We start from the raw sequence: 19,764 nt of genomic DNA, 5'->3' as shown, positions 1-19,764 counted from the left end.
TAAAGCATTGCTGCGTCTCAAACCGTTTCTTTTAAAACTTAACATAAATTCACACTAATTACTACTGTTTTAAGAAATTATTTTCACTCTGCAGAATACGCCTCCTTTCCAGCGCTTTACTTTTCCTTTTATTTCAAGCACAGTCAGTATTCCCATTACATCGGGTAGCGGTTCCCCAAGTGCAATCGAAATGAGTTCCGCTCCCATAGGCTCTACCATGACACCCAGGACTCTTTTTTCTAGAGAGCTCAACGACTCCATCTCTTCTGCTCTGACTCCAAGACTTAAACCCTCAAGATCCTTAACCTCTGAAAGGATATCGTCTATATCCATCACAAGCTTGGCCCCGTCCTGTATCAGAGAATTTGTGCCTTTGCTGTAGACGCTGTTTATATTCCCTGGAACTGCGAACACCTCTCTGCCCTGGTCTAGGCAGTGCTGGGCGGTGGTCAGCGTCCCACTCTTCTCCCCAGCCTCTACTATTATAGTCCCCACAGAAAGCCCGCTGACTATCCTGTTTCTCTGCGGAAACCTGTAGGGAAGCCCCTTAGTTCCAGGCGGAAACTCAGATATTACAGCGCCGTTTTGGATTATCCTCTCGTACAGATGCCTGTTCTTGGAAGGATATACTACGTCCACCCCCGTTCCAAGCACCGCCACAGTCCTCCCTCCACTGTCCAGTGCGGCCATATGTGCAGCCGCATCTACTCCTAGAGCCATTCCGCTTACCACCGTTATGCCTCGAACAGAGAGCTCTCTGGCGAGTGTCTCTGCCGCCCAAAGTCCGTACTGGCTGGCCTTTCTAGGCCCGACTACAGAGATGGCCAGTTCATCTTCAGGCTTGAGCTCTCCTTTTATATACAGGACCCTGGGCGCATCCGGAATCTCCCTGAGGCTTTTCGGATATCCCACATCTCTTATAGTCAGTATATCTATCCCCTGCTTTTTCGTGTTTTCAAGCATCTCTCTGTAGCTCTCGATGTCTCGGCAACTCGCCATGCTGCGCTTCAGAGTCTTCCCTATCCCCTCTATCGCCTCCACCTCTGCCCTGTCCATATGCCAGAGAGAGGTAATGTCCTCAATTTCAGAGTCCAGCTTCTCCATATACCTGTTGTTTATCCCAGCAAGCCCGTTAAGCCATATAAGTATATCCCTTTCCTTCATCTCCAGTACTTCCTCTCCAGACTTCTGTACTGCACAGCTTCCAGCACATGGTCCCTCTTTATATTTTCTTCCTCTGCCAGATCCGCAATCGTCCTTGAGATCTTTATTATCTTGTCGTAGGACCTTGCGCTAAGTCCCATGGCCTTAAACGCTTCTTTCATTATCTTCTTGGTCTCGGAGTCAAGCGCGCAGTATCTTTTCACCTGATCTGTCGAAAAGCGCGAGTTGTATACGCCTTCTCCCTGTCTCTCTTTTTGGATTTCTCTGGCTCTTTCAACTCTTTTCTTGATTCTTTCCGAGCTTTCAGACACCATCTCTCCCTCTAGCTCTTCGTACTCAAGCCTTCCGACTTCTACATGGATGTCCAGCCTGTCTAACACCGGCCCGCTTATTCTCGATATATACCGGTCCACCTGAAACTGCGAACAGCTACAGTTTTTCGTGGTGCCATAGTTTCCACAAGGGCAGGGATTCATGGCCGCTACAAGCATTATGTCGCAGGGATACTTGGTCTTTCCGTTCACCCTTGAGATATTTATCTCTCTGTCCTCTAGAGGCTGCCTCAGCACTTCTATGGAAGGCTTCTTGAATTCCGGAAGTTCGTCTAAAAAGAGCACTCCCTTGTGGGCAAGAGACAGCTCTCCAGGCTTTGGATTTATCCCTCCCCCAGATAGCGCAGCGGAAGACACGGTGTGATGTGGAGACCGAAAAGGCCTTTCAGATATCAAGCAACTCTCACCCAGCAAGCCTGAAACGCTGTATATATTTGTCATCTCAAGACACTCCTCAAAAGTGGGCTCCGGCATAATTGAAGGTATGCGCTTTGCAAGCATTGTCTTTCCAGACCCCCTAGGCCCTATCATGATCATATTGTGGAATCCGGCAGCAGCTATCTCTATAGCTCTCTTGGCCGCAAGCTGGCCCTTTACTTCGCTGTAGTCAAGCCCTAACAAGCTCCTTGGCCGAGCTAATTCGCAGGTATAGGGATCTATGTCACTCTCTCCGTTTAAATACCCCACAAGCTCTCCTAGACTCTCTGGGGCTATGACTTCGATTCCCCTGACCACCCCAGCTTCTCTTTTGTTTTCCTCCGGTACTACCACTCTCCTGACTCCAGACTTCTTAAGGTAGAGCACGGCAGGAAGCGCCCCGTCTATCCGCTTCAATTTCCCGTCTAGCGACAGTTCCCCTATAAAAGCCATTTCCGAAATCTCCCCTCGAATCTCCCCAGTCGACTTCATTATCCCGAGAGCTATGGGAAGGTCTAGATGCGACCCCTCTTTCCTGACGTTGGCCGGCGCTAAATTCGTAGTTATCCTGCTTATAGGGAACTGATAGCCGCTGTTTTTTATGGCCGCCCTCACCCTGTCTTTAGACTCTCTTATAGACGTGTCGGCAAGCCCCACTATGTTGAAGTTCGGAAGCCCAATCGATATATCGGTCTCCACCTCCACATCTACACCTTCTATGCCGTTAAGCACACATGTCCTTACCTTTGAAAGCATAAAACCGCCTCTCTTCTCTTTATTTTTATTTTGCTTCTCTACTATAAATATTTAAGTTTTTTGTTTAAAATCCTCTTTTGGGGAGATATATTATGTATACGAAATATTTACAGGGGGGATTAAAATGGACAAGTGCAAGAAAAAAACAGTAAAAGAGAGCAACAGAAATGCAGCCTGGGCCGACGTAGATAAGAAAAAAGAGAAGACCGATGTGCCGATTCCAGCAGAGGAGAATGTAGAGGTGGCAAAAGACTGGGTTGAAGAAAACAAAAAATAGTACAATTCCAATTCGCTGGCTATGGTATAATAGAGGTCTATAAAAGATGATATGGAGGTATTTTATATGAACCCAGTAGTTACGATGAAAGTCAAAGACAAAGGCAATATAGTGATAGAGCTTATGCCTGAGTACGCACCTCAGTCAGCTAGCAACTTTATAAACCTAGTGAGCGAAGGATTCTACAACGGTCTAACTTTTCACAGAGTCATTAAGGGATTTATGATACAGGGAGGTTGCCCTGAGGGAATAGGGATAGGCGGACCTGGATACTCGATCAGAGGCGAGTTTAAGTCAAACGGAGTGAAGAACGAGCTTAAGCACGAAAGAGGAGTTATATCTATGGCCAGAGCTATGGATCCAAACTCTGGTGGAAGCCAGTTCTTCCTTATGCACAAGGACTCTCCACATCTAGACGGCATGTATGCAGCCTTCGGAAAGATAGTGGAAGGGCTTGAAGTCGTGGACAGCATAGCTGACTCCAAGACAGACCCTGCAGACAAGCCTCTTGAAGATGTAATTATGGAGTCTGTAACTGTAGAGCTAAACGGCTACGAAGTTGAAGAGGTAGAAAAGTACTAAAAAAATCATAGTCTTCGGACTATGATTTTTTTATATTAGAATGCATTCTCTATATGGTTTATCTCAGTTTCTCCGCCTTTAAACAGCACCTCTATTACGTCAAACCTAGGCTGTAAATCCCATATGTTCTTGCGCTGAAGATAGCCCTCAGCAACTCGCCTTATCTTCTTAATCTTTCTATAGTCTACAGACTCGCCAGGCCTTCCGTATATAAGGCCAGATCTTGCTTTCACCTCCGTAAAGACTATATACACGCCGTATGAACTGACTACGTCTATCTCTCCAGTTCTGTTTCTGTAGTTTCTGTTTCTTATCTTATGTCCCCGCTTTTCTAGGTGCTCCACAGCCAGCTGTTCTCCTATGTCTCCTATAGCTTTCCTATCTACCATTTTGACTCCGAGTCCAGTCTGTATATATATGCCATGACCTCTGCAACCGCCTGGTACAGCGCTTCCGGTATCTCTTCCTGGAGTTCGAGCATCATAAGGTCCTTTGCCAAAATGGGGTTTTCTATAGACTCCACCCCAGACTCCTTGCCTTTTTCGACTATGTTCTTCGCCACTTCTCCGCGGCCTTTCGCCACGACTTTAGGAGCCTCCCCAGACTCCTTGTCGTACTTGAGGGCCACCGCCAGCTTTTCCGCTTCGTTCTTCTCTAACGCCAAGACAATCACACCTTTACATTTATCATATAGTTTATGCTGCTCTCGTCAGACATCATATCCAAGATGTCTTCCTGTATGTCCTCTTTTATATTTATATTTACGTCTGAATAGCCAACTGAAGAAAGCGCCGTTTTAAGCACGTCTTTTGTGCTGGAAAAAAGCTCTACCTTCTCTTTTCCCACCCTAAATGAAATGTCCAGCCTCCCGTACTTGTAGTCGCATACAGCGCTGACCCTGTCTAAATTCTCGGTCTGAAGCGATATATAGGCCCTTATCGTTTCCGACTGAGCACCGTGTCTTCGTTTGCTCATAAAGTAGAGCTTGTCTTTCACTTCGTCTCTCTCCACGTTCAGAGGGATGAACATAAACATGGACTTCTCATTTATCTTGTTGTACATGTCCAGCTTTTCCCCAAGGCTCCCAATCTGTTTAGACAGTTGCTCGCTTTTGGGACTTTCTTGGGAAAGCTTTTCTGAAACCTCTTTCAATATCTCGTTTATATTCTCCTTGTACTCCTTTATGGTTTCTATGTCCTTCTCTCCAAGCTTTGAGACTATCTTTTCAGCCATATTCTGAAGCTTTAGCTTGTCCTCTGGCAGTATGAGCTTCTCCGATACGGCAGACTCCAAGATGCTTTCAAGTTCGCCCGATATGCTCTCGCCCTTTAAAATACTCTCAAGGCTTTTAAGGTTCTCTATCGATACCTTGACTTCAGCCCTGTTCAGAAAGACTAGCTTCTGTATGTCTTTTTCCGTGAGCTTGCCCTCTGGAAAGAGCTTTTGAAGCTCGGATTTCACTTCATCTGTGACGTTCTTGTAGAGCGATTTTTCCATCTGAAGCCTTTCTTTTTCCGCCACCTCCAGCTCCGGAGAACCGCCCTCTATCTTCTGCTTTATGTCCCTGTCCAATGCGTCTATTAGGCTTTTAAGCCTTTCAATATTGGCTTTCTCAGGGATATCTGCGCCCTCTTGAACTACTGTCCCTTTCAAGGCCGCATCTCCTTTTGAAGCTTCCTTTCCTACTGCTGTCTCTTCAGCTTTTGAGGACAAGGCCAGCTTGTCTCTGCTGTAGTTTATCTCCTTGAACTCAAGTTCTTCAAAATCTCCAGCCTCTGCCGAAGCGCTCGGAGCCTTCGCCTCGGCCTCATCCTTTGGAAGCTTAAAGAAGTTCGCAAGGTCCTCCTTCATATGGTCTATGTTCTTGCTCAGCACATACGCATCCTCGCTCGGCTCTATATTCAGAAGAGATATGATCTTGTCCATGTATTTAAGGCTCTCCTGCACCGTGTCAGAGTCCAGAGGCATATTGAACTTGACCATGTTCTTTACAAGCTCTATATTCTCGTCGCTTTTTTCAAGGCCCAGGAACTCTAATACCTTGTTCATTATAAGGCGCTCGTTCTTTATGGTGTAGTTGTCGTTTAGCTCTATGCTGTCGTAGTCCGGCACAAGGCTCAGGATATTGTCTCCCATCTCTTTAACTATAAAACTCATAAACTTTTCATTGGAAAAATCAAGCGGAATCTCTGACTTTCCGTACACCACTTCTCCGCTTCTCAGCTCCAGCCTCACAAGGTCACCCTTTATTTCAAGCACCTTGCCCCTTATCTTGTCTCCTGGCTTCAGCTTCGCAAACATGTTTCGGTCAGAAAACTCGTTGCTCCTGACCATAGGTATATTAATTCTCAAGCTAATCACCACCTAAGACTATTATCGAACTCTTCTATCCATCCCTTAAGACATAAAAAAAAATCAATAAAATTGCTTTTATTGATTTTTTTCTTCTATATTCTGTTCTTTACTTACCTTTAGCTATCTCCATATTCACAGCTCTCTTGCAGAACTTTCTGCCTTGGCATCTCTTGAACAGTCTCTCCACATCTTTCGACTTCAGGTTGAAGAAAGAGAATTTGTCCAGTATAGTTATGTTCTTTATGGCGTTCTCTTTCATATGCCCTTCATCCACTAGGAAGCTTATCAGCTTTCTCTTGGTGATTCCGTCTTTCTTCCCTATGTTTATAAAGATTCTAGCTTCCTCCGACTTCATGTAGTCAGTTCCCTCTATGCTGTCGTCGTCCATCTCGTAGCTCGTCTCTTCTTTGTACTTCATGCTTAAGAGAACAGCTATTATGTCAAGAGCGCTGTCTGTCTCTGTAAGCTCTTTGGCCATCTCTATAAATCCTTCGTACTCTTTCTTGTCCAGTTCTTCTCTTATAGTCTTTATTACAAGCTCGCTCTTGGCCTTGAATATCTCCTCTATCTTAGGTATGTCTTTTCTGTCTATGACACACTTAAGCACTCTCTGGATCTGCTTTAGCTTAGGCTTGTCCTTTGAAGTCACTATAGTGTAGGCAGTTCCCTCTCTGTTCGCTCTTCCAGTTCTTCCTATTCTATGCACATAAGAGTCTGTCTCGAAAGGAAGTCCGTAGTTTATAACGTGAGTTACGTGGCTTACGTCTATTCCCCTTGCCGCTACGTCTGTAGCCACAAGTACTTTTATAGTTCCCTCTCTGAAGTTCTCAAGAGTTCTCATCCTGAATCCCTGAGTCATATCTCCGTGCATTCCCTCTACGCTGTAGCCTTTTTTCTGAAGATTCGCAACTATTTCGTCAACTTCCTTCTTTGTATTGCAGAAGATTATAGACGAAGTAGGCGCATAGAAGTCAAGTATCCTACAAAGCGTCTCGAATCTGTTTCTAGCCTTTGTCTCAAAGTAGAACTGCTCAACAGACGCAGTAGTTATAGACTTCTTAGCTATCTTGACATGCTTAAGGTCTGGCTTCATGTAGTTTCTAGCTAGCGCCTTTATTCTGTCTGGCATTGTAGCCGAGAAAAGAAGAGTCTGTCTGTCTTCGTTACAGTTTCTAACTATCTCCTCTATATCGTCTAGGAATCCCATGTTCAGCATCTCGTCGGCCTCGTCAAGCACTAGATACTCTATATTTTCAAGTCTTATGACTCTTCTTCTTATAAGGTCAAGCACTCTTCCTGGAGTTCCGACAACTATGTCTGTATTAGACTTTATAGCTCTTATCTGGTCCTGTATAGAGCTACCACCGTATACAGCAGTTGTCTTGATTCCCTTGTACTTGGAGATTCTCTTAAGCTCTTCGCTTACCTGTATTGCAAGCTCTCTAGTAGGCGTAAGCATTATAGCTTTTATCTGCCCTCTAGTCTTTTCCATTCCGCTTAGTATAGGCGCTCCAAACGCAAGCGTCTTTCCAGTTCCCGTCTGGGCCTGTCCTATAAGGTCGTGACCTTCCATAAGCACAGGTATAGCATCTCTCTGTATATCTGAAGGGTTTTCAAATCCCATATCCTCTATCGCTCTTAGTACTTCTTCACCTAATCCTAGTTCCGTAAATTTAACTTTTTCCATTTAGTTTCCTCCTTAAAATAAAACGCTCTACTCTACTCCCAAAATTTTTTTCAAAAAGCTCTTTCTGTGAATCTCGCTGGCACCATGTTCTTGTATAAGCTCTCTATGTTCTTTCGTACCGTAAGCTTTATGCTTCTCAAATCGGTACTCAGGGTAGAGCTTCCCCCACTCTTCGCAGAGCCTATCTCTGTAGACTTTACCTACTATGGAAGCTGCAGCTATTCCGTAAACAGTTGCATCTCCTTTTATTATGGCCTGCTGTGGTATGTCGGTATCTATAGTCTCGGCGTCTACAAGTATATACTCAGGGGTTATTATGCTTCCCTCTCTGTCTACTATGTTCTCTACAGCCATCTTCATGGCCATAAGCGTAGCTTGCCTTATATTGATTTCGTCTATGGTGTCTGCGTCGATTCTTCCTATCCCAACGCCTATTGCAGTTTTGAGTATTTCAGAGTATAGCTGTTCTCTCTTTTTAGGAGAAAGCTTCTTTGAATCCTTTACACCTTCTATAAAGCCATCTTCTGGCATTATCACAGCAGCGGCTACCACATCACCTGCAAGGCAGCCTCTTCCCACTTCATCTACGCAGGCTATATATCTATAGCCCTCACTTCTCAGCTTTGATTCCAGTTCTCTCAAGGCATCACTCCCTCTCTGGAAGCTCAAGAGTTATCCTCCCAAGCACGCCTTTTCTAAATTCGTCTAGCACCATGTTTGCAACCCTAGTGTAGTCGATTTCCTTGTTTCTTGCAACAGCACCTCTTGCAAGGGCTATTGTGTCCATGACACCAAGCGGCGACTGACCTTCTGAGATTTCAATCCCATATCTGTCTTCAAGCACCGCAGAGTCTATAGAGATAAGTCTCTCTATAAGTCTCAAGGCCAGTGTCTCTATGTCCAGCACCTCGTCTTTTATAGCTCCAGTGAACCCAAGGTTCATTGCCACTTCCTGGTCTTCAAACTTAGGCCAGAGTATACCTGGCGTGTCCAATAGCTCTATATTGCCCTTGAGCTTTATCCACTGCTTTCCCTTTGTGACTCCAGGCCTGTTTCCAGTTTTGGCGCCTTTACGTCCCGAAAGCGAGTTTATAAGCGTGGACTTCCCCACATTGGGGATTCCAACTATCATGGCCCTCACTGTTACGTTCTTTATGCCTTTGGCCTTTCGCTCCTCTATCTTGTCTTTGAGGATGCTCTGGATCTCCTTGGTTATACGAGCCCCATCTTTCGGACTGTGCGCATTTACAAACATAACCTTTGTATTTTCATTCTCTAGATGTTTTTTCCAGATTCTATTCCCCTCTTCGTTCCCGAGGTCGGACTTGTTCATAAGCACCAGCTTTGGCTTGTTGTTTATGATCGTGTCTATATCTGGATTCTTGCTGCTTCTTGGAATCCTCGAGTCCAGAAGCTCTACCACTATATCTATAAGCTTTAAACTGTCCCTCAAGAGGTCCTTGGTCTTTTTCATATGACCAGGATACCAGTTTATGTGATCCATATCTTTTACCAAATCTCTTCTTCCTCTCTAGCTTCCATACAAATATAGGGACTGTTGCGCACAGTCCCTATAGATTACATCTTCTCTTTAACTTTGGCTGCTTTTCCTACTCTGTCTCTTAGGTAGTTAAGCTTAGCTCTTCTTACCTTACCTTTTCTTACTACTTCAAGCTTCTCTATCTTTGGAGAGTGTAGCGAGAAAGTTCTCTCAACTCCAACTCCTGAAGCTATTCTTCTTACAGTGAAAGTGCTTCTCAATCCGCCATTCTGCTTTTTAAGTACAGTTCCTTCGAATATCTGAATTCTCTCTCTAGTACCCTCTACAACTCTGTAGTGAACCTTTACAGTGTCTCCTACGTTGAAAGGTGTAAGTTCTGATCTCATTTGCTCTTGCTCTAGCATTTTGATTATATCCATGGGTTTCCCCTCCCTTCTTCATAGCCGTTCTTGCCGGGTTTTCCCGACAGAGGACCGTCCGTCTTGCCTTTAATATTATATCATCTCTGTTTTACTTTTTCAATTCTTTTTTTATGTTTTCCAGCATCTTTTTTTCAGTTTTCGAAAGCTCTCTGCCTTCTATCATGTCCGGCCTGTTTGAGTAAGTGATCTTGAGCGATTCGTAATGTCTCCACTCCTCTATCTTCTTATGGTTCCCGGAGAGAAGCACCTCAGGGACCTCGTGACCTCTAAACTCCCTGGGCCTTGTATACTGAGGGTACTCCAGCAGCCCGTCGTAGTGGGACTCTATGACAAATGACTCTTCGTCGCTCAGCACGCCTGGCAGAAGTCTGACTACAGAGTCGGCCACCACCATGGCTCCAAGCTCTCCGCCCGTGAGCACATAATCCCCTATGGAGATTTCGTCTGTCACATAGTGTTCTACTATCCTGCTGTCTATGCCCTCGTAGTGTCCGCAGAGGAGCACAAGATGATCTTCCTTTGAAAGCTCCAGTGCAAGCTGCTGATTGTAGACTCTTCCCTTGGGGCTCAGGTATATAACCCTCGCATTCTCAGTCTTTACACTCTCTATGGCGTCGTATATGGGCTCCGGCTTCATCAGCATGCCCATCCCTCCGCCGTAGGAGTAGTCGTCCACCTTGTTGTGCTTGTTGTTCGAAAAGTCCCTTATGTCCACATAGTTTAGCTCCACTATGTTGTTTTCGCACGCCCTACCTATTATACTCTCGTTCAGCACAGGCGGAAACATATTCGGAAAAAGGGTGAGTATGTCTATTTTCATTCTATCATGCCCTCTAGAGGGTCTATAGTCATCTTCTTTTCATCAAGGTCTATGTTTACGACTATCTCTTTTATTCCAGGGATGAGGTATTCGCTCTCGCCGTTTTTCACAACATAGACGTCGTTTGCACCCGGCTGGAGCACGTCTTTCACCTTGCCCACGTAGTTTCCGGAGACATCGTAGACTTCAAGCCCTATTATCTCGAAGAGGAAGTAGGCCCCTTCCGGCCTTTTGGCCTCTTCTGTCTTGACCCATAAAAATGAGTTTATCTTGTCTTCAGCCTCTACAAGGCTGGATATCCCCTTGAACTTTATAATCGCCTGACCCTTCTGGTAGCTGACTTTATCTATTTCAAAATAGTCCTTGTCCATTCCCATATATACTCCCTCAAGCTCTCCGAATCGCTTTATATCGTCCGTAAGCGGTATAACCTTGACTTCTCCATTCAAGCCATGAACATTCGATATCTTTCCAACTTGTAAGTATTCCATATATATACCTCGCTAATATTTCGCCTTAATTAGAAAAAGGACTAGCTAAACTAATCCCTTTTCCTAAACTATATCTACTGTGACTTTCTTGTTCTCTTTTATCGCAGCGGCCTTGACTACCGTCCTGATGGCCTTAGCAATCTTGCCTTGCTTTCCTATGACTTTTCCCATGTCATCTGGGGCAACTTTCAGTTCTATCTTTACAGACTGGCCATCCTCTACAGTCTTAACCTCGACTTGATCAGGATTGTCCACTAGGGACTTTGCCAACATACTGACTAATTCACCCATATTATTCACTCCTAGAAGTTACGCTTTTTTAGCTGCTTCGAACTGCTCAAGAACTCCATTGTCTTTGAAAAGCTTGTTTACAGTGTCTGTAGGCTTCGCTCCTGTAAGCATCCACTTTACAGCCTTGTCTGCTTCTATCTTGAACTCTTTTGGCTCTGAAACTGGGTTGTAGCTTCCTATAGCCTCTATTATTCTACCGTCTCTTGGCGAACGAGAATCCGCTACAACTATTCTGTAATAAGGCTTCTTCTTTTGACCCATTCTTGTTAATCTTATCTTTACTGACATTTAATTTCCTCCTCTGAAAATCCTCTTTATTTGTTTTATTTATTTGAAAAACGGAAGGCCCAGCTTCCCTTTTTTCTTCATAGTCTTCTCAAGATCCCCAAACTTCTTCATCATCTTCTTGGTTTCCTTGAACTGCTTTAGAAGCTTGTTCACATCCTGAATATTGCTTCCACTTCCCTTGGCTATACGCTTTCTCCTGCTTCCGTCTATAAGGTCAGGATTCTGCCTTTCCTTTCTTGTCATAGACTGGATTATAGCCTCTATCTTTACGAATTCTCTCTCGTCTACATTGAGATTCTTCATCTGCTTGGAGTTCATGCCTGGAATCATCCCCAAGAGGTCTGTAAGCGGCCCCATGTTCTTCATCTGCTGAAGCTGTCCTAAGAAGTCCTCAAAGTCGAACTCCTGAGACTTTATTTTCTGCTCAAGCTCTTTGGCCTTGTCCGCGTCGAAAGTCTCCTGCGCCTTCTCTATAAGGCTCAGCACGTCTCCCATGCCAAGTATCCTTGAAGACATCCTCTCTGGATAGAAGACCTCCAGCTGGTCCAGCTTCTCGCCCATACCTATGAACTTTATAGGCTTGCCTGTTACAGCCTTTATAGAAAGAGCAGCACCACCTCTGGCGTCTCCATCAAGCTTTGTAAGCACTACGCCGTTTACGTCTAGCTTCTCATCGAAAGTCTCTGCCACGGAAACTGCGTCCTGCCCAGTCATCGAGTCCACCACAAGCAGTATCTCCTGAGGCTGAACTTCTGACTTTATATTTCCAAGCTCGTCCATAAGCTCGTCATCTATGTGAAGTCTTCCGGCTGTGTCTATTATTATAAGGTCGTTGCCGTTCTTCTTTCCATGCTCTACACCAGCCTTGGCTATGTTTACAGGGTCCACCTTGTCCCCCATGCTGAAGACCGGTATGTCAAGCTTCTCTCCAACCACCTCAAGCTGCTTTATGGCGGCAGGTCTGTACACATCACATGCCACAAGAAGCGGCCTCTTGCCTTTCTTCTTGAAAAGCCCTCCCAGTTTTCCGGAAGTAGTGGTCTTTCCAGCTCCCTGGAGTCCGCACATCATGATTACAGTCGGCGGGCTAGAGGCGAAGTTTATCTTGCTCTCCTCTTTTCCCATAAGCTCTGTCAGCTCTTCATTCACTATCTTTATAACCTGTTGCGCAGGCGTAAGGCTTCCCATTACATCCTGGCCTATGGCTCTCTCTTTTACTTTCTTTATAAAGTCTTTTACGACTCTGAAGTTTACGTCCGCTTCAAGAAGGGCCATTTTAACTTCTCTCATGGCTGTGTCTACGTCTTTTTCAGTCAGCCTCCCCTTGCTTTTCAGCTTGTCGAGAGTGTCCTGAAGCTTGCTAGCCAATCCTTCAAATACCATTCGTATCCCTCCTGGCCTAATCTAGTATATCTGAGTATATCTCTTTTACAGAACCAATGTCTGATTTTATTCCCTCTATGTCGAGGCTTTCAGTTTTAGCCTCTATGGAGTCTATAAGCTCGACTATTTTTTTAAGCCTTGTCTTGTTTAGCTCAAACTTCTCTACAAGCCCAAGTCGCTCTTCGTAGCCGTACAGATTAGCTTCGGCCCTCTTAAGAGTGTCGTGCGCTCCCTGTCTGCTTATCCCCAGGTTTTCCCCTATCTCGCTGAGCGAGAAGTCCTGCACGTAGTAAAGCTCTGTCACTGTTCTCTGCTTGTCGCTTAAGAGATTGCCGTAAAAGTCAAACAAATCTCCGATTTCAACCATCTTTTCAAACAATTTTATCAACTCTCATCTGTAAAGTTATTTACTTGACAGTTGTTATTCTACATCGTTTGAGGCTCTTTGTCAACTATAATTTTAGCCCTCGAATATGGCGTCTACAAACTCGTCAGGGTCGAAGTCCTGAAGGTCTTCAAGCTTCTCTCCCACGCCTACGAGCTTTACTGGCACGTTTATCTCGGACTGCACAGCAAGCACAACTCCACCTTTTGCAGTTCCGTCAAGCTTAGTGAGCACTATGCCCGTTATGTCGCAAGCCTCTTTGAACACCTTGGCCTGCTGGACTGCGTTCTGTCCCGTAGTGGCATCCACCACAAGCAGCACCTCTTTCTTAGCCTCCGGGAACTCCCTCTCCACAATCCTGAATATCTTGTTTAGCTCGTTCATAAGGTTGACCTTGTTGTGAAGCCTTCCAGCCGTGTCACATATCAACACGTCTATGCCTTTGGCTTTTGCAGACTGTATGCCGTCGAATATAACAGCCGCAGGGTCAGCTCCTTCGCTGTGGGCTATTATGTCTACTCCAGACCTGTTTGACCACTCCTGTAGCTGCTCTATGGCCGCAGCCCTGAAAGTGTCGCCTGCCGCTATAAGCACTTTCTTGCCTTCGTTTTTAAGCCTTGAAGAAAGCTTTCCTATAGTAGTCGTCTTTCCAGCGCCGTTCACCCCTACCACTAGCACTATGCTAGGCGATTTGGAAAAGTCGAGCTTGCTGTTTTCTCCGCCTTTCAGTATCGATTTCATCTCTTCTTTTATAAGGCCTTTTATGTCGTCTACTTCCGTTATCTTTCTCTCTCTCACCTTGTCTTTTACATTCTCTATTATCTTGAGGCTTGTGTCTACGCCAATGTCGGCCATTATAAGCACTTCCTCCAGGTCTTCGAACAGCTCCTCGTCTATCTTTCTGTAGGACTTCAGTACCCCGTCTATCTTCTCTGTTATGCCTCTTCTAGTCTTTAAAAGTCCGGCCTTAAGCCTTCCGAAAATCCCCTTAGGGGCTTCTATCTCTTCTTCCGTCTCCTCTAGCTCCACGTCTTCGGCAAGCTTCTCCTCTATCTCGTGCAGCTCGGTTTCGACTTCGCTCTCCAGCTCTTCTAGCTCTTCCTCTATCTCGTGTCCAATCTCCTCAAGTTTCTCGCTAGTCTCAATCTGGGCCTTTGCATATTCGTCTAAATGCTCGATTCTCTTCTCGGCCTCTTCTACCTCTCTTTCGATCTCTTCTCTCAGCACCTCGGTCTTTTCAGAGATCTCTTCGGCAGTCTTCTCGGCGCTTTCCTCTATTTCCTTCTTGCCTTCCTCGACTAGCTGCTCTATCTCCTCTTTCTTTTTACCAAATCCAAACAGTTTTTTAAACAAAGCAAACCCTCCCATTCTATGTATTTACAGTATACATTCTACCACGAAACTGAGGTGTTTTGAAAAAAATTCGCATTTAAAAAGACCGCTTGCGTAAGCGGCCTCACTTGATTGATCTCTTCGAGCTCTTGTTGAGCTCACAGCAGTCCATCTTTGAGCTTCCATATACTGTCTCGTTCTGAGCAGCTATTGTGTCTAGAAACTTTTTAAATTTCTCTGATAGTCTTTTCATCATATATATCACCTCCGAACCCGATCTCCAAAGGAACCGATACCGTGAACTTGCTCCCTTCGCCAAACTTCGACTCTACCCAGATGCTTCCGCCCACTAGATTTAAGTTTTCTCTCGCAATGTGAAGGCCAATTCCCTCTCCACCCATTCCCTGGACTACACCACTTCTGTAGTAAGGCTCAAACACTTTTTCCAGATCTCCTGACTCTATGCCTATTCCGGTGTCCTCTATCTCAACTTTGAACATGCCTTCGCCAGTCGAATAGCTTACAGTCACTTTCCCCTCTGGCTCTGTATATTTATATGCGTTAGTCATTATGTTGTATATGGCCTGGCTGACTTTGTATTTATCGGTTCTGGCTAAAATCTGGTCTGAACTCTCCAGCTCAAGCGATATCCTCTTCTTTTCAAACTGAGCCCTAAGGCCTGTAACTATCTGCCTAAGCATATCTCCGACTTCAAACTCCTCAACTTCAACCTCTGCCGTCTCCTTGCTTGCATCTATCATTCTACTTATATTGGATATTATTGCAGTCAGATTCTCTATCTGGTTTTGACAAATCCTAATCTCCTCTTCATCTGGGGGGACCACTCCGTCCTCTATAGCCTCCAGATGCGACTTCAGCACAGTCAGAGGTGTCCTAGCCTGATGAACAAGCTGATCTATAAGCTCTTTTCTGCTCTTCTGCCTAAGCTTAAGCCTTATGCCTAGTTCCGCAAGTATTCTTCTAATGCTATCCACCTCGTCTATATAAGACTTCGTAGCACTTCCGAATTCTCCAAGCTGTATGCTTTCAGCCAGCTCTTCTGTATCTTTCAGCTCTGTGCTCATCTTTCTGCTTATCGCAAGCCCAAGCGCTAAAGATGCACATCCAGATATAGCCGCTGACAAGAGGCTGTTCCGGAAAAGAGAGGACTTGAACCTGGCAGCTACTATGCTGTTTTCCTCCGAGCTATACTTTGTCACGTTCACTATCCCTACTATTTCGTCACCTTGCTTTATGTAGTAGCTATCCACTTTCTCTTGAAATTTTTCCATCATCCTGTCCATCATATGACTTCCCACGCCCATGTCTAGATGGTAGTCGTCTTTGACATCCACAAGTAGCTCTCCCTCTGGGCTATACACCTTGATTCTGGTTATAGGGTCGTCCAAATGTGTCTCTAGCTCTATCGACATCTTGCTGTAGGATATCTCGTCACTCAGCAAGGCCTGCCTAGTGTAGTCGGCTATCTGCTCCGTATGCTCCTTGTAGCTTTCAGATAGGTAGTCTGAAAAGTACCGCTCTGTAAGAGATCCCAGTACGAATACGTTTATGCCCACCGAAACACTTGCAGTGGCAGCCAGTGCCAAAAGCCATATCTTCCTGATCTTCATACCTCTTTTCTCCTGAAGAGATATCCTGCCCCATACTTTGTGACTATGTACTCAGGGCTCCTTGGATTGTCCTCAATTTTCTGTCTAAGCCGCTTTATATAGCTGTCTATATTTCTGTCCATGCCTTCATAGCTATGCCCAAATGATTTCTGTATTATCTGCTCTCTTGAAAGCACTACGTTTTCATTCTCCATAAAGACGAATAGTATGCTGAACTCGGCTGTAGTCAGTTCTATCTCTTTGCCGCCTATGAAAGCCCTCATGCTGTCTAGGTATATCTCTATCTCCCCTGCTTTCAAGCGTTTTTCTTCGTTTTGCCCATATGTCCTTCTGATTATGGCGTCTACACGTCTTACAAGTTCCCTAGGGCTGAAAGGCTTTACAACGTAGTCGTCAGCCCCCAGGTCAAATCCCTTTATCCTGTCTACTTCACTCTCTTTTGCAGTTAGCATTAGAACCGGTATATTAGAAAATTTTCGCAGTTCCGATAAAACCTCAAATCCATCTATACCCGGCATCATGACATCCAGTATGACGAGCCGAAACGGCTTTTCTCCAAATATCTCCAGCGCTTTGAATCCATTTTCAGCTACAGTTACGATATAGCCTGATTTTTCTAAATACTTTTCGACTATACCGCTTATATCCTTTTGATCTTCCACCACCAAGACTTCAAAAGCCATCTCCTCGCCTCCTTTTTTTGAATTATACCATATCTTACTTCAGTAGTTTTCTTTTTCTCTCATACTCTTCTTCGTTTATCTCTCCATTTGCAAGGCGCTCTTTGAGTATCTCCAAAGCATTGTCTTCTAGCTTCCTTCTCCTGTCCAGCAAGACGAGTACTGCCACCAAGGCTATGACGAGCACCACGACTCCAGCCATCATGAAGTACCCTCCTCTGCCAAATGAATCTACAAACGGGCATCCATAGTCTCCGAATCCTCCTCTTCCAAAACGATTAAGCATCATGATCTCCACTCCTTTCAAACTCTATTTTTTGATAATCTCCATGCGCCTTTCATATGTCTCTTCGTCTATCTCTCCTCTTGCAAGCTTTTCTCGCAGTATCTCTTCAGGGCTTTTCTTATCTCCCCTGTATTCCCCTCTGCTGTTTTCTCTAAAAACGTAGTATATCAAGCCTGCTATTCCTATAGCCAGTATGAACATCATAATCTCACCTCCACATTATGTACCTCTACAACTATATTGTGTTCCTAAACTGTGGCACAATTATGACCACAGAACAATTAAAGCTCGGAAAATAAATCTTGTTGAATACACTTTGCTTTAACAGGGTATAACCTACTATATGAAAATCAATTATTTCAACAAGGAGATGACGAAGACGATGAATAATTCTGAAAAACAAAAATTAAAAATATCTGTTCTAATTCCTGGAAATATATCTGACAAAGGTTTTATGCAAGCCGGGTACAACGGGTATATGAAGATAGCCGAGATGCTCCCTATCGAAGTGAAGTATATATCTGGAGTGACAGAGACAGCCGATGACAACGCCCTTGCAAATGCGCTTAGAGAACTTGCCAGCGAAAACCCTGACATGATAATAGCCCACGGTGGACAGTGCGATGTCCCTGTGGAGAGCGTATCTATCGAATTCCCCAATATAAAGTTCACTGTAATCCAAGGTCATGTGAAGAGCTCAAACGTGTCTAGCTACTTAGTGAGGCAGCAAGACTCCACTTGGCTTGCAGGCGCCTTGGCAGGGCTTATGACAAAATCCAACAAAATCGGGCATATAGCCGGAGTAAGGCCTAAGTCACTTTTACTTGAAAGAGCCGCTTTCTACGATGGGTTGAAAGCTGTCAATCCAGATGCCGAGCTTTTAAGCTGCTTTACTGGCAATCTGGACGATCCTGAAATAAACAAGAGTGCTGCTGAGTCAATAATAGAGCATGGAGCCGACATCATCTACTCTGTGCTGAACTCAGGAAGGTCTGGAGTTGTAGATGCAGTCAAGTCTTCTGAAAAAAAGGTCTACAATATAGGAAATGTGTACGACTGGACTCTTGAAGACGACAGCTTTATAGCTTCAGCCGTAGCAGACTCAAGCGTGGCGCTTTTCAAGGCCGCAAGTGACCTGAACTTCAACAAGTGGAAGGCAAACGACACTGTAGAGATTGGGCTGGACCATCCTGAAGTCGTAAGACTCAGCATGGGAGTCAACGTGCCTGAAGGCGTTAAAGAAAAGATAACTGATTTCACCAAGCTCTTTGTAGAAGGCGGAATCGATGTTCCAAAGGAATACGGTGGTAAAGAGTTCGACTTATCTACTGGAGAGCTCAAGTAATCCACTTCAATGCAAAAGCCCCCTGAGTTGCTCTTTTAAGCAATCAGGGGGCTTTCTATATTCAACTCTATGCTCCGAAATGTCTGTTCAGAAGTCCTCTAAATCCTGCTCCGTGTCTAGCTTCGTCTTTAGCCATCTCGTGTACTGTGTCGTGAACAGCGTCTAGGTTAAGCTGCTTTGCAAGCGTAGCAAGTTCTTTCTTTCCTGCACATGCTCCGTGCTCCGCATCTGCTCTAAGTTGAAGGTTCTTCTTAGTAGAGTTTGTAACCACCTCTCCTAGAAGCTCAGCAAATCTCGCTGCGTGATCTGCTTCCTCTAGCGCATATCTTCTGAAAGCGTCTGCAACCTCAGGGTATCCTTCTCTGTCTGCCTGTCTGCTCATGGCAAGGTACATTCCAACTTCTGTACACTCTCCCACGAAGTTCTGTCTAAGTCCCTCTAGGATTCTCTCGTCTACATCTTTAGCTATCCCTATTACATGCTCATCTGCAAACCCTTCGTCTCCGCTTGAAACGTCAAACTGATCTGCTCCAACTTTACAGATTGGACACTCCTCTGGTGCTGAGTCTCCTTCGTGAACATAACCGCATACTTTACATACAAATTTAGTCATAATGCATTCTCCTTTCAAATCTATATTATTTATTTTTATTTAATTGTAGGCAATTGCTGCATTTCCCAAAATAGTAGAACTCTCTGCCCTCCACTTCGAAGTTTTCAAGCCCCTTTACTCTTTTATCAGGAATATCTACTGAAAAGTCGTAGATATCTCCACAAGATGTGCATTTGAAATGTCCATGTACAGACATGTCGGAATCATATCTCGCCTCTCCATCTTCTATCGTTATGACTCTAGCTATTCCCTCTGACACAAAGAGTTTCAGTGTGTTGTAAACTGTAGTCTTTGAAAGAGTAGGGATTTCTCGGTGCAGTGCTGTATATATTTCGTCTACTGTAGGGTGATTTCTCTTTGAGTCTAAATACTCAAAGATCTTAAGTCTAGGATAGGATGGCCTTATATTATTTGAACTCAAATAATCTTTTATGCTTTCCATCTTCTCGTCTCCTTTATGTAATCAGTTCACTTTTGTAATGATTACAATTAATATTATATACCTTTTTAGAATATTGTCAATACAAAAAATAAATAAAAACCAGATTTCTCTGGTTTTCGCTTTAAATTTACTTTTCAAGCACTACATATGCCGACCTGTAGCCTTCGCTGCTAGTGGACTCTATAATCTTGACGCTCCATCCTTCCTCTAGCAAGCCGTTAACTTCTTCAAGTCTTCCATCGCTTATAAGCACTATCTTTTCCATGTACATATCCCCTTTCCGG

27 protein-coding genes are annotated in these 19,764 nt (G+C 44.6%); 3 read left to right on the top strand and 24 right to left on the bottom strand.

The genetic code is table 11. The features are described 5' to 3' along the window. Positions 1-69: 69 nt before the first annotated feature. Together dprA and EUAN_RS02600 are read right to left on the bottom strand one after the other, a co-directional pair. Entirely contained in the window at positions 70-1,164 is a 1,095-nt protein-coding gene (gene dprA / locus EUAN_RS02605) for a DNA-processing protein DprA (protein ID WP_084655675.1), read from the bottom strand. After that, complete coding sequence (locus tag EUAN_RS02600; RefSeq protein ID WP_071061416.1) at positions 1,161-2,669, bottom strand: YifB family Mg chelatase-like AAA ATPase; 1,509 nt, start codon at positions 2,667-2,669, stop codon at positions 1,161-1,163. The genes dprA and EUAN_RS02600 overlap by 4 nt, the downstream gene beginning before the upstream one ends. A gap of 124 nt (positions 2,670-2,793) precedes the next feature. On the opposite strand from EUAN_RS02600, the gene EUAN_RS12150 reads away from it, so the two are divergent. Together EUAN_RS12150 and EUAN_RS02595 are read left to right on the top strand one after the other, a co-directional pair. Continuing rightward, complete coding sequence (locus EUAN_RS12150; RefSeq protein WP_084655674.1) at positions 2,794-2,946, top strand: CDIF630_02480 family spore surface protein; 153 nt, start codon at positions 2,794-2,796, stop codon at positions 2,944-2,946. Between the two features lie 66 nt (positions 2,947-3,012). Next, complete coding sequence (locus EUAN_RS02595) at positions 3,013-3,528, top strand: peptidylprolyl isomerase (RefSeq protein ID WP_071061414.1); 516 nt, start codon at positions 3,013-3,015, stop codon at positions 3,526-3,528. Positions 3,529-3,563: 35 nt separating this feature from the next. On the opposite strand, the gene EUAN_RS02590 is transcribed toward EUAN_RS02595, so the two are convergent. The 19 genes from EUAN_RS02590 to EUAN_RS02505 form a co-directional block, all read right to left on the bottom strand. Continuing rightward, positions 3,564-3,917 carry a YraN family protein gene (locus EUAN_RS02590; protein ID WP_071061412.1) on the bottom strand — a complete coding sequence of 118 codons (354 nt, stop codon included), beginning with the start codon at positions 3,915-3,917 and terminating at the stop codon, positions 3,564-3,566. Beyond that, complete coding sequence (locus tag EUAN_RS02585) at positions 3,911-4,192, bottom strand: EscU/YscU/HrcU family type III secretion system export apparatus switch protein (RefSeq protein WP_071061411.1); 282 nt, start codon at positions 4,190-4,192, stop codon at positions 3,911-3,913. Before EUAN_RS02585 ends, EUAN_RS02590 begins: the two co-directional genes overlap by 7 nt. Before the next feature lie 5 nt (positions 4,193-4,197). Continuing rightward, positions 4,198-5,880: a hypothetical protein gene (locus EUAN_RS02580; protein ID WP_071061409.1), complete on the bottom strand. Its 1,683-nt coding sequence runs from the start codon at positions 5,878-5,880 to the stop codon at positions 4,198-4,200. A gap of 109 nt (positions 5,881-5,989) precedes the next feature. Next, on the bottom strand, positions 5,990-7,570 hold the full coding sequence (locus tag EUAN_RS02575; RefSeq protein WP_071061407.1) for a DEAD/DEAH box helicase: 1,581 nt from the start codon (positions 7,568-7,570) through the stop codon (positions 5,990-5,992). 27 nt (positions 7,571-7,597) lie between these two features. Continuing rightward, positions 7,598-8,212 (bottom strand): ribonuclease HII, encoded by a 615-nt coding sequence (locus tag EUAN_RS02570; RefSeq protein ID WP_071062105.1) that lies wholly within the window; start codon positions 8,210-8,212, stop codon positions 7,598-7,600. Positions 8,213-8,216: 4 nt separating this feature from the next. Further along, positions 8,217-9,074 (bottom strand): ribosome biogenesis GTPase YlqF, encoded by an 858-nt coding sequence (gene ylqF, locus EUAN_RS02565; protein ID WP_071062103.1) that lies wholly within the window; start codon positions 9,072-9,074, stop codon positions 8,217-8,219. A 74-nt stretch (positions 9,075-9,148) separates the two neighbouring features. Continuing rightward, positions 9,149-9,490 carry a 50S ribosomal protein L19 gene (gene rplS / locus EUAN_RS02560; RefSeq protein ID WP_071061405.1) on the bottom strand — a complete coding sequence of 114 codons (342 nt, stop codon included), beginning with the start codon at positions 9,488-9,490 and terminating at the stop codon, positions 9,149-9,151. A 91-nt stretch (positions 9,491-9,581) separates the two neighbouring features. Further along, entirely contained in the window at positions 9,582-10,313 is a 732-nt protein-coding gene (trmD, locus tag EUAN_RS02555; protein WP_071061403.1) for a tRNA (guanosine(37)-N1)-methyltransferase TrmD, read from the bottom strand. Next, complete coding sequence (gene rimM, locus EUAN_RS02550; RefSeq protein ID WP_071061401.1) at positions 10,310-10,804, bottom strand: ribosome maturation factor RimM; 495 nt, start codon at positions 10,802-10,804, stop codon at positions 10,310-10,312. Before rimM ends, trmD begins: the two co-directional genes overlap by 4 nt. 63 nt (positions 10,805-10,867) lie before the next feature. Continuing rightward, a complete protein-coding gene (locus tag EUAN_RS02545) occupies positions 10,868-11,095 on the bottom strand; it encodes a KH domain-containing protein (protein ID WP_071061400.1) in 228 nt (75 codons plus the stop codon). 18 nt (positions 11,096-11,113) lie between these two features. After that, positions 11,114-11,383 carry a 30S ribosomal protein S16 gene (rpsP, locus tag EUAN_RS02540; protein ID WP_071061399.1) on the bottom strand — a complete coding sequence of 90 codons (270 nt, stop codon included), beginning with the start codon at positions 11,381-11,383 and terminating at the stop codon, positions 11,114-11,116. 39 nt (positions 11,384-11,422) lie between these two features. Then, positions 11,423-12,766: a signal recognition particle protein gene (gene ffh / locus EUAN_RS02535; RefSeq protein WP_071061397.1), complete on the bottom strand. Its 1,344-nt coding sequence runs from the start codon at positions 12,764-12,766 to the stop codon at positions 11,423-11,425. Positions 12,767-12,782: 16 nt separating this feature from the next. Continuing rightward, positions 12,783-13,145, bottom strand: a complete 363-nt coding sequence (gene ylxM, locus EUAN_RS02530) for a YlxM family DNA-binding protein (protein WP_084655673.1) — start codon at positions 13,143-13,145, stop codon at positions 12,783-12,785. 81 nt (positions 13,146-13,226) lie between these two features. Next, the gene (gene ftsY / locus EUAN_RS02525; protein ID WP_071061395.1) at positions 13,227-14,504 is read right to left on the bottom strand and encodes a signal recognition particle-docking protein FtsY; all 1,278 of its coding nucleotides are present in this window, start codon (positions 14,502-14,504) and stop codon (positions 13,227-13,229) included. A 103-nt stretch (positions 14,505-14,607) separates the two neighbouring features. After that, complete coding sequence (locus tag EUAN_RS12920; protein WP_281182073.1) at positions 14,608-14,739, bottom strand: LDCC motif putative metal-binding protein; 132 nt, start codon at positions 14,737-14,739, stop codon at positions 14,608-14,610. Further along, positions 14,711-16,114 (bottom strand): sensor histidine kinase, encoded by a 1,404-nt coding sequence (locus EUAN_RS02520; RefSeq protein ID WP_071061392.1) that lies wholly within the window; start codon positions 16,112-16,114, stop codon positions 14,711-14,713. The genes EUAN_RS12920 and EUAN_RS02520 overlap by 29 nt, the downstream gene beginning before the upstream one ends. After that, positions 16,111-16,797, bottom strand: a complete 687-nt coding sequence (locus EUAN_RS02515) for a response regulator transcription factor (RefSeq protein ID WP_071061390.1) — start codon at positions 16,795-16,797, stop codon at positions 16,111-16,113. The genes EUAN_RS02520 and EUAN_RS02515 overlap by 4 nt, the downstream gene beginning before the upstream one ends. A gap of 34 nt (positions 16,798-16,831) precedes the next feature. Next, positions 16,832-17,083 carry an SHOCT domain-containing protein gene (locus EUAN_RS02510; protein WP_071061388.1) on the bottom strand — a complete coding sequence of 84 codons (252 nt, stop codon included), beginning with the start codon at positions 17,081-17,083 and terminating at the stop codon, positions 16,832-16,834. A gap of 21 nt (positions 17,084-17,104) precedes the next feature. Beyond that, positions 17,105-17,284, bottom strand: a complete 180-nt coding sequence (locus tag EUAN_RS02505) for an SHOCT domain-containing protein (protein WP_071061386.1) — start codon at positions 17,282-17,284, stop codon at positions 17,105-17,107. Between the two features lie 178 nt (positions 17,285-17,462). Here EUAN_RS02505 and EUAN_RS02500 point away from each other — a divergent pair, with 178 nt between their 5' ends. Further along, a complete protein-coding gene (locus EUAN_RS02500; protein WP_169817320.1) occupies positions 17,463-18,425 on the top strand; it encodes a BMP family protein in 963 nt (320 codons plus the stop codon). A 67-nt stretch (positions 18,426-18,492) separates the two neighbouring features. On the opposite strand, the gene EUAN_RS02495 is transcribed toward EUAN_RS02500, so the two are convergent. From EUAN_RS02495 to EUAN_RS12560, 3 genes are all read right to left on the bottom strand, one after another. Next, positions 18,493-19,038 carry an NADH peroxidase gene (locus EUAN_RS02495; RefSeq protein ID WP_071061382.1) on the bottom strand — a complete coding sequence of 182 codons (546 nt, stop codon included), beginning with the start codon at positions 19,036-19,038 and terminating at the stop codon, positions 18,493-18,495. A gap of 25 nt (positions 19,039-19,063) precedes the next feature. After that, a complete protein-coding gene (locus EUAN_RS02490; RefSeq protein WP_071061380.1) occupies positions 19,064-19,480 on the bottom strand; it encodes a Fur family transcriptional regulator in 417 nt (138 codons plus the stop codon). A gap of 127 nt (positions 19,481-19,607) precedes the next feature. Beyond that, on the bottom strand, positions 19,608-19,745 hold the full coding sequence (locus EUAN_RS12560) for a hypothetical protein (protein WP_169817319.1): 138 nt from the start codon (positions 19,743-19,745) through the stop codon (positions 19,608-19,610). Positions 19,746-19,764 lie beyond the last annotated feature (19 nt).

Source organism: Andreesenia angusta (assembly GCF_001855385.1).
Taxonomy (GTDB): Bacteria; Bacillota; Clostridia; order Tissierellales; family Gottschalkiaceae; genus Andreesenia; species Andreesenia angusta.
This window is presented reverse-complemented; position numbering and strand designations above follow the sequence as displayed.

What these genes read in the sequence shown, in the direction of transcription:
- rimM (WP_071061401.1), bottom strand. Translation starts at nt 10,804, where the DNA reads ATGGAATACTTACAAGTTGGAAAGATATCGAATGTTCATGGCTTGAAT.
- EUAN_RS02545 (WP_071061400.1), bottom strand. Translation starts at nt 11,095, where the DNA reads ATGGGTGAATTAGTCAGTATGTTGGCAAAGTCCCTAGTGGACAATCCT.
- EUAN_RS02515 (WP_071061390.1), bottom strand. Translation starts at nt 16,797, where the DNA reads ATGGCTTTTGAAGTCTTGGTGGTGGAAGATCAAAAGGATATAAGCGGT.
- EUAN_RS02595 (WP_071061414.1), top strand. Translation starts at nt 3,013, where the DNA reads ATGAACCCAGTAGTTACGATGAAAGTCAAAGACAAAGGCAATATAGTG.
- EUAN_RS02495 (WP_071061382.1), bottom strand. Translation starts at nt 19,038, where the DNA reads ATGACTAAATTTGTATGTAAAGTATGCGGTTATGTTCACGAAGGAGAC.
- trmD (WP_071061403.1), bottom strand. Translation starts at nt 10,313, where the DNA reads ATGAAAATAGACATACTCACCCTTTTTCCGAATATGTTTCCGCCTGTG.
- EUAN_RS02575 (WP_071061407.1), bottom strand. Translation starts at nt 7,570, where the DNA reads ATGGAAAAAGTTAAATTTACGGAACTAGGATTAGGTGAAGAAGTACTA.
- ylqF (WP_071062103.1), bottom strand. Translation starts at nt 9,074, where the DNA reads ATGGATCACATAAACTGGTATCCTGGTCATATGAAAAAGACCAAGGAC.
- rplS (WP_071061405.1), bottom strand. Translation starts at nt 9,490, where the DNA reads ATGGATATAATCAAAATGCTAGAGCAAGAGCAAATGAGATCAGAACTT.
- EUAN_RS02490 (WP_071061380.1), bottom strand. Translation starts at nt 19,480, where the DNA reads ATGGAAAGCATAAAAGATTATTTGAGTTCAAATAATATAAGGCCATCC.
- dprA (WP_084655675.1), bottom strand. Translation starts at nt 1,164, where the DNA reads ATGAAGGAAAGGGATATACTTATATGGCTTAACGGGCTTGCTGGGATA.
- EUAN_RS12150 (WP_084655674.1), top strand. Translation starts at nt 2,794, where the DNA reads ATGGACAAGTGCAAGAAAAAAACAGTAAAAGAGAGCAACAGAAATGCA.
- EUAN_RS02510 (WP_071061388.1), bottom strand. Translation starts at nt 17,083, where the DNA reads ATGATGCTTAATCGTTTTGGAAGAGGAGGATTCGGAGACTATGGATGC.
- EUAN_RS02500 (WP_169817320.1), top strand. Translation starts at nt 17,463, where the DNA reads ATGAATAATTCTGAAAAACAAAAATTAAAAATATCTGTTCTAATTCCT.
- ffh (WP_071061397.1), bottom strand. Translation starts at nt 12,766, where the DNA reads ATGGTATTTGAAGGATTGGCTAGCAAGCTTCAGGACACTCTCGACAAG.
- EUAN_RS02520 (WP_071061392.1), bottom strand. Translation starts at nt 16,114, where the DNA reads ATGAAGATCAGGAAGATATGGCTTTTGGCACTGGCTGCCACTGCAAGT.
- EUAN_RS02590 (WP_071061412.1), bottom strand. Translation starts at nt 3,917, where the DNA reads ATGGTAGATAGGAAAGCTATAGGAGACATAGGAGAACAGCTGGCTGTG.
- rpsP (WP_071061399.1), bottom strand. Translation starts at nt 11,383, where the DNA reads ATGTCAGTAAAGATAAGATTAACAAGAATGGGTCAAAAGAAGAAGCCT.
- EUAN_RS12560 (WP_169817319.1), bottom strand. Translation starts at nt 19,745, where the DNA reads ATGGAAAAGATAGTGCTTATAAGCGATGGAAGACTTGAAGAAGTTAAC.
- EUAN_RS02505 (WP_071061386.1), bottom strand. Translation starts at nt 17,284, where the DNA reads ATGATGTTCATACTGGCTATAGGAATAGCAGGCTTGATATACTACGTT.
- EUAN_RS12920 (WP_281182073.1), bottom strand. Translation starts at nt 14,739, where the DNA reads ATGATGAAAAGACTATCAGAGAAATTTAAAAAGTTTCTAGACACAATA.
- EUAN_RS02600 (WP_071061416.1), bottom strand. Translation starts at nt 2,669, where the DNA reads ATGCTTTCAAAGGTAAGGACATGTGTGCTTAACGGCATAGAAGGTGTA.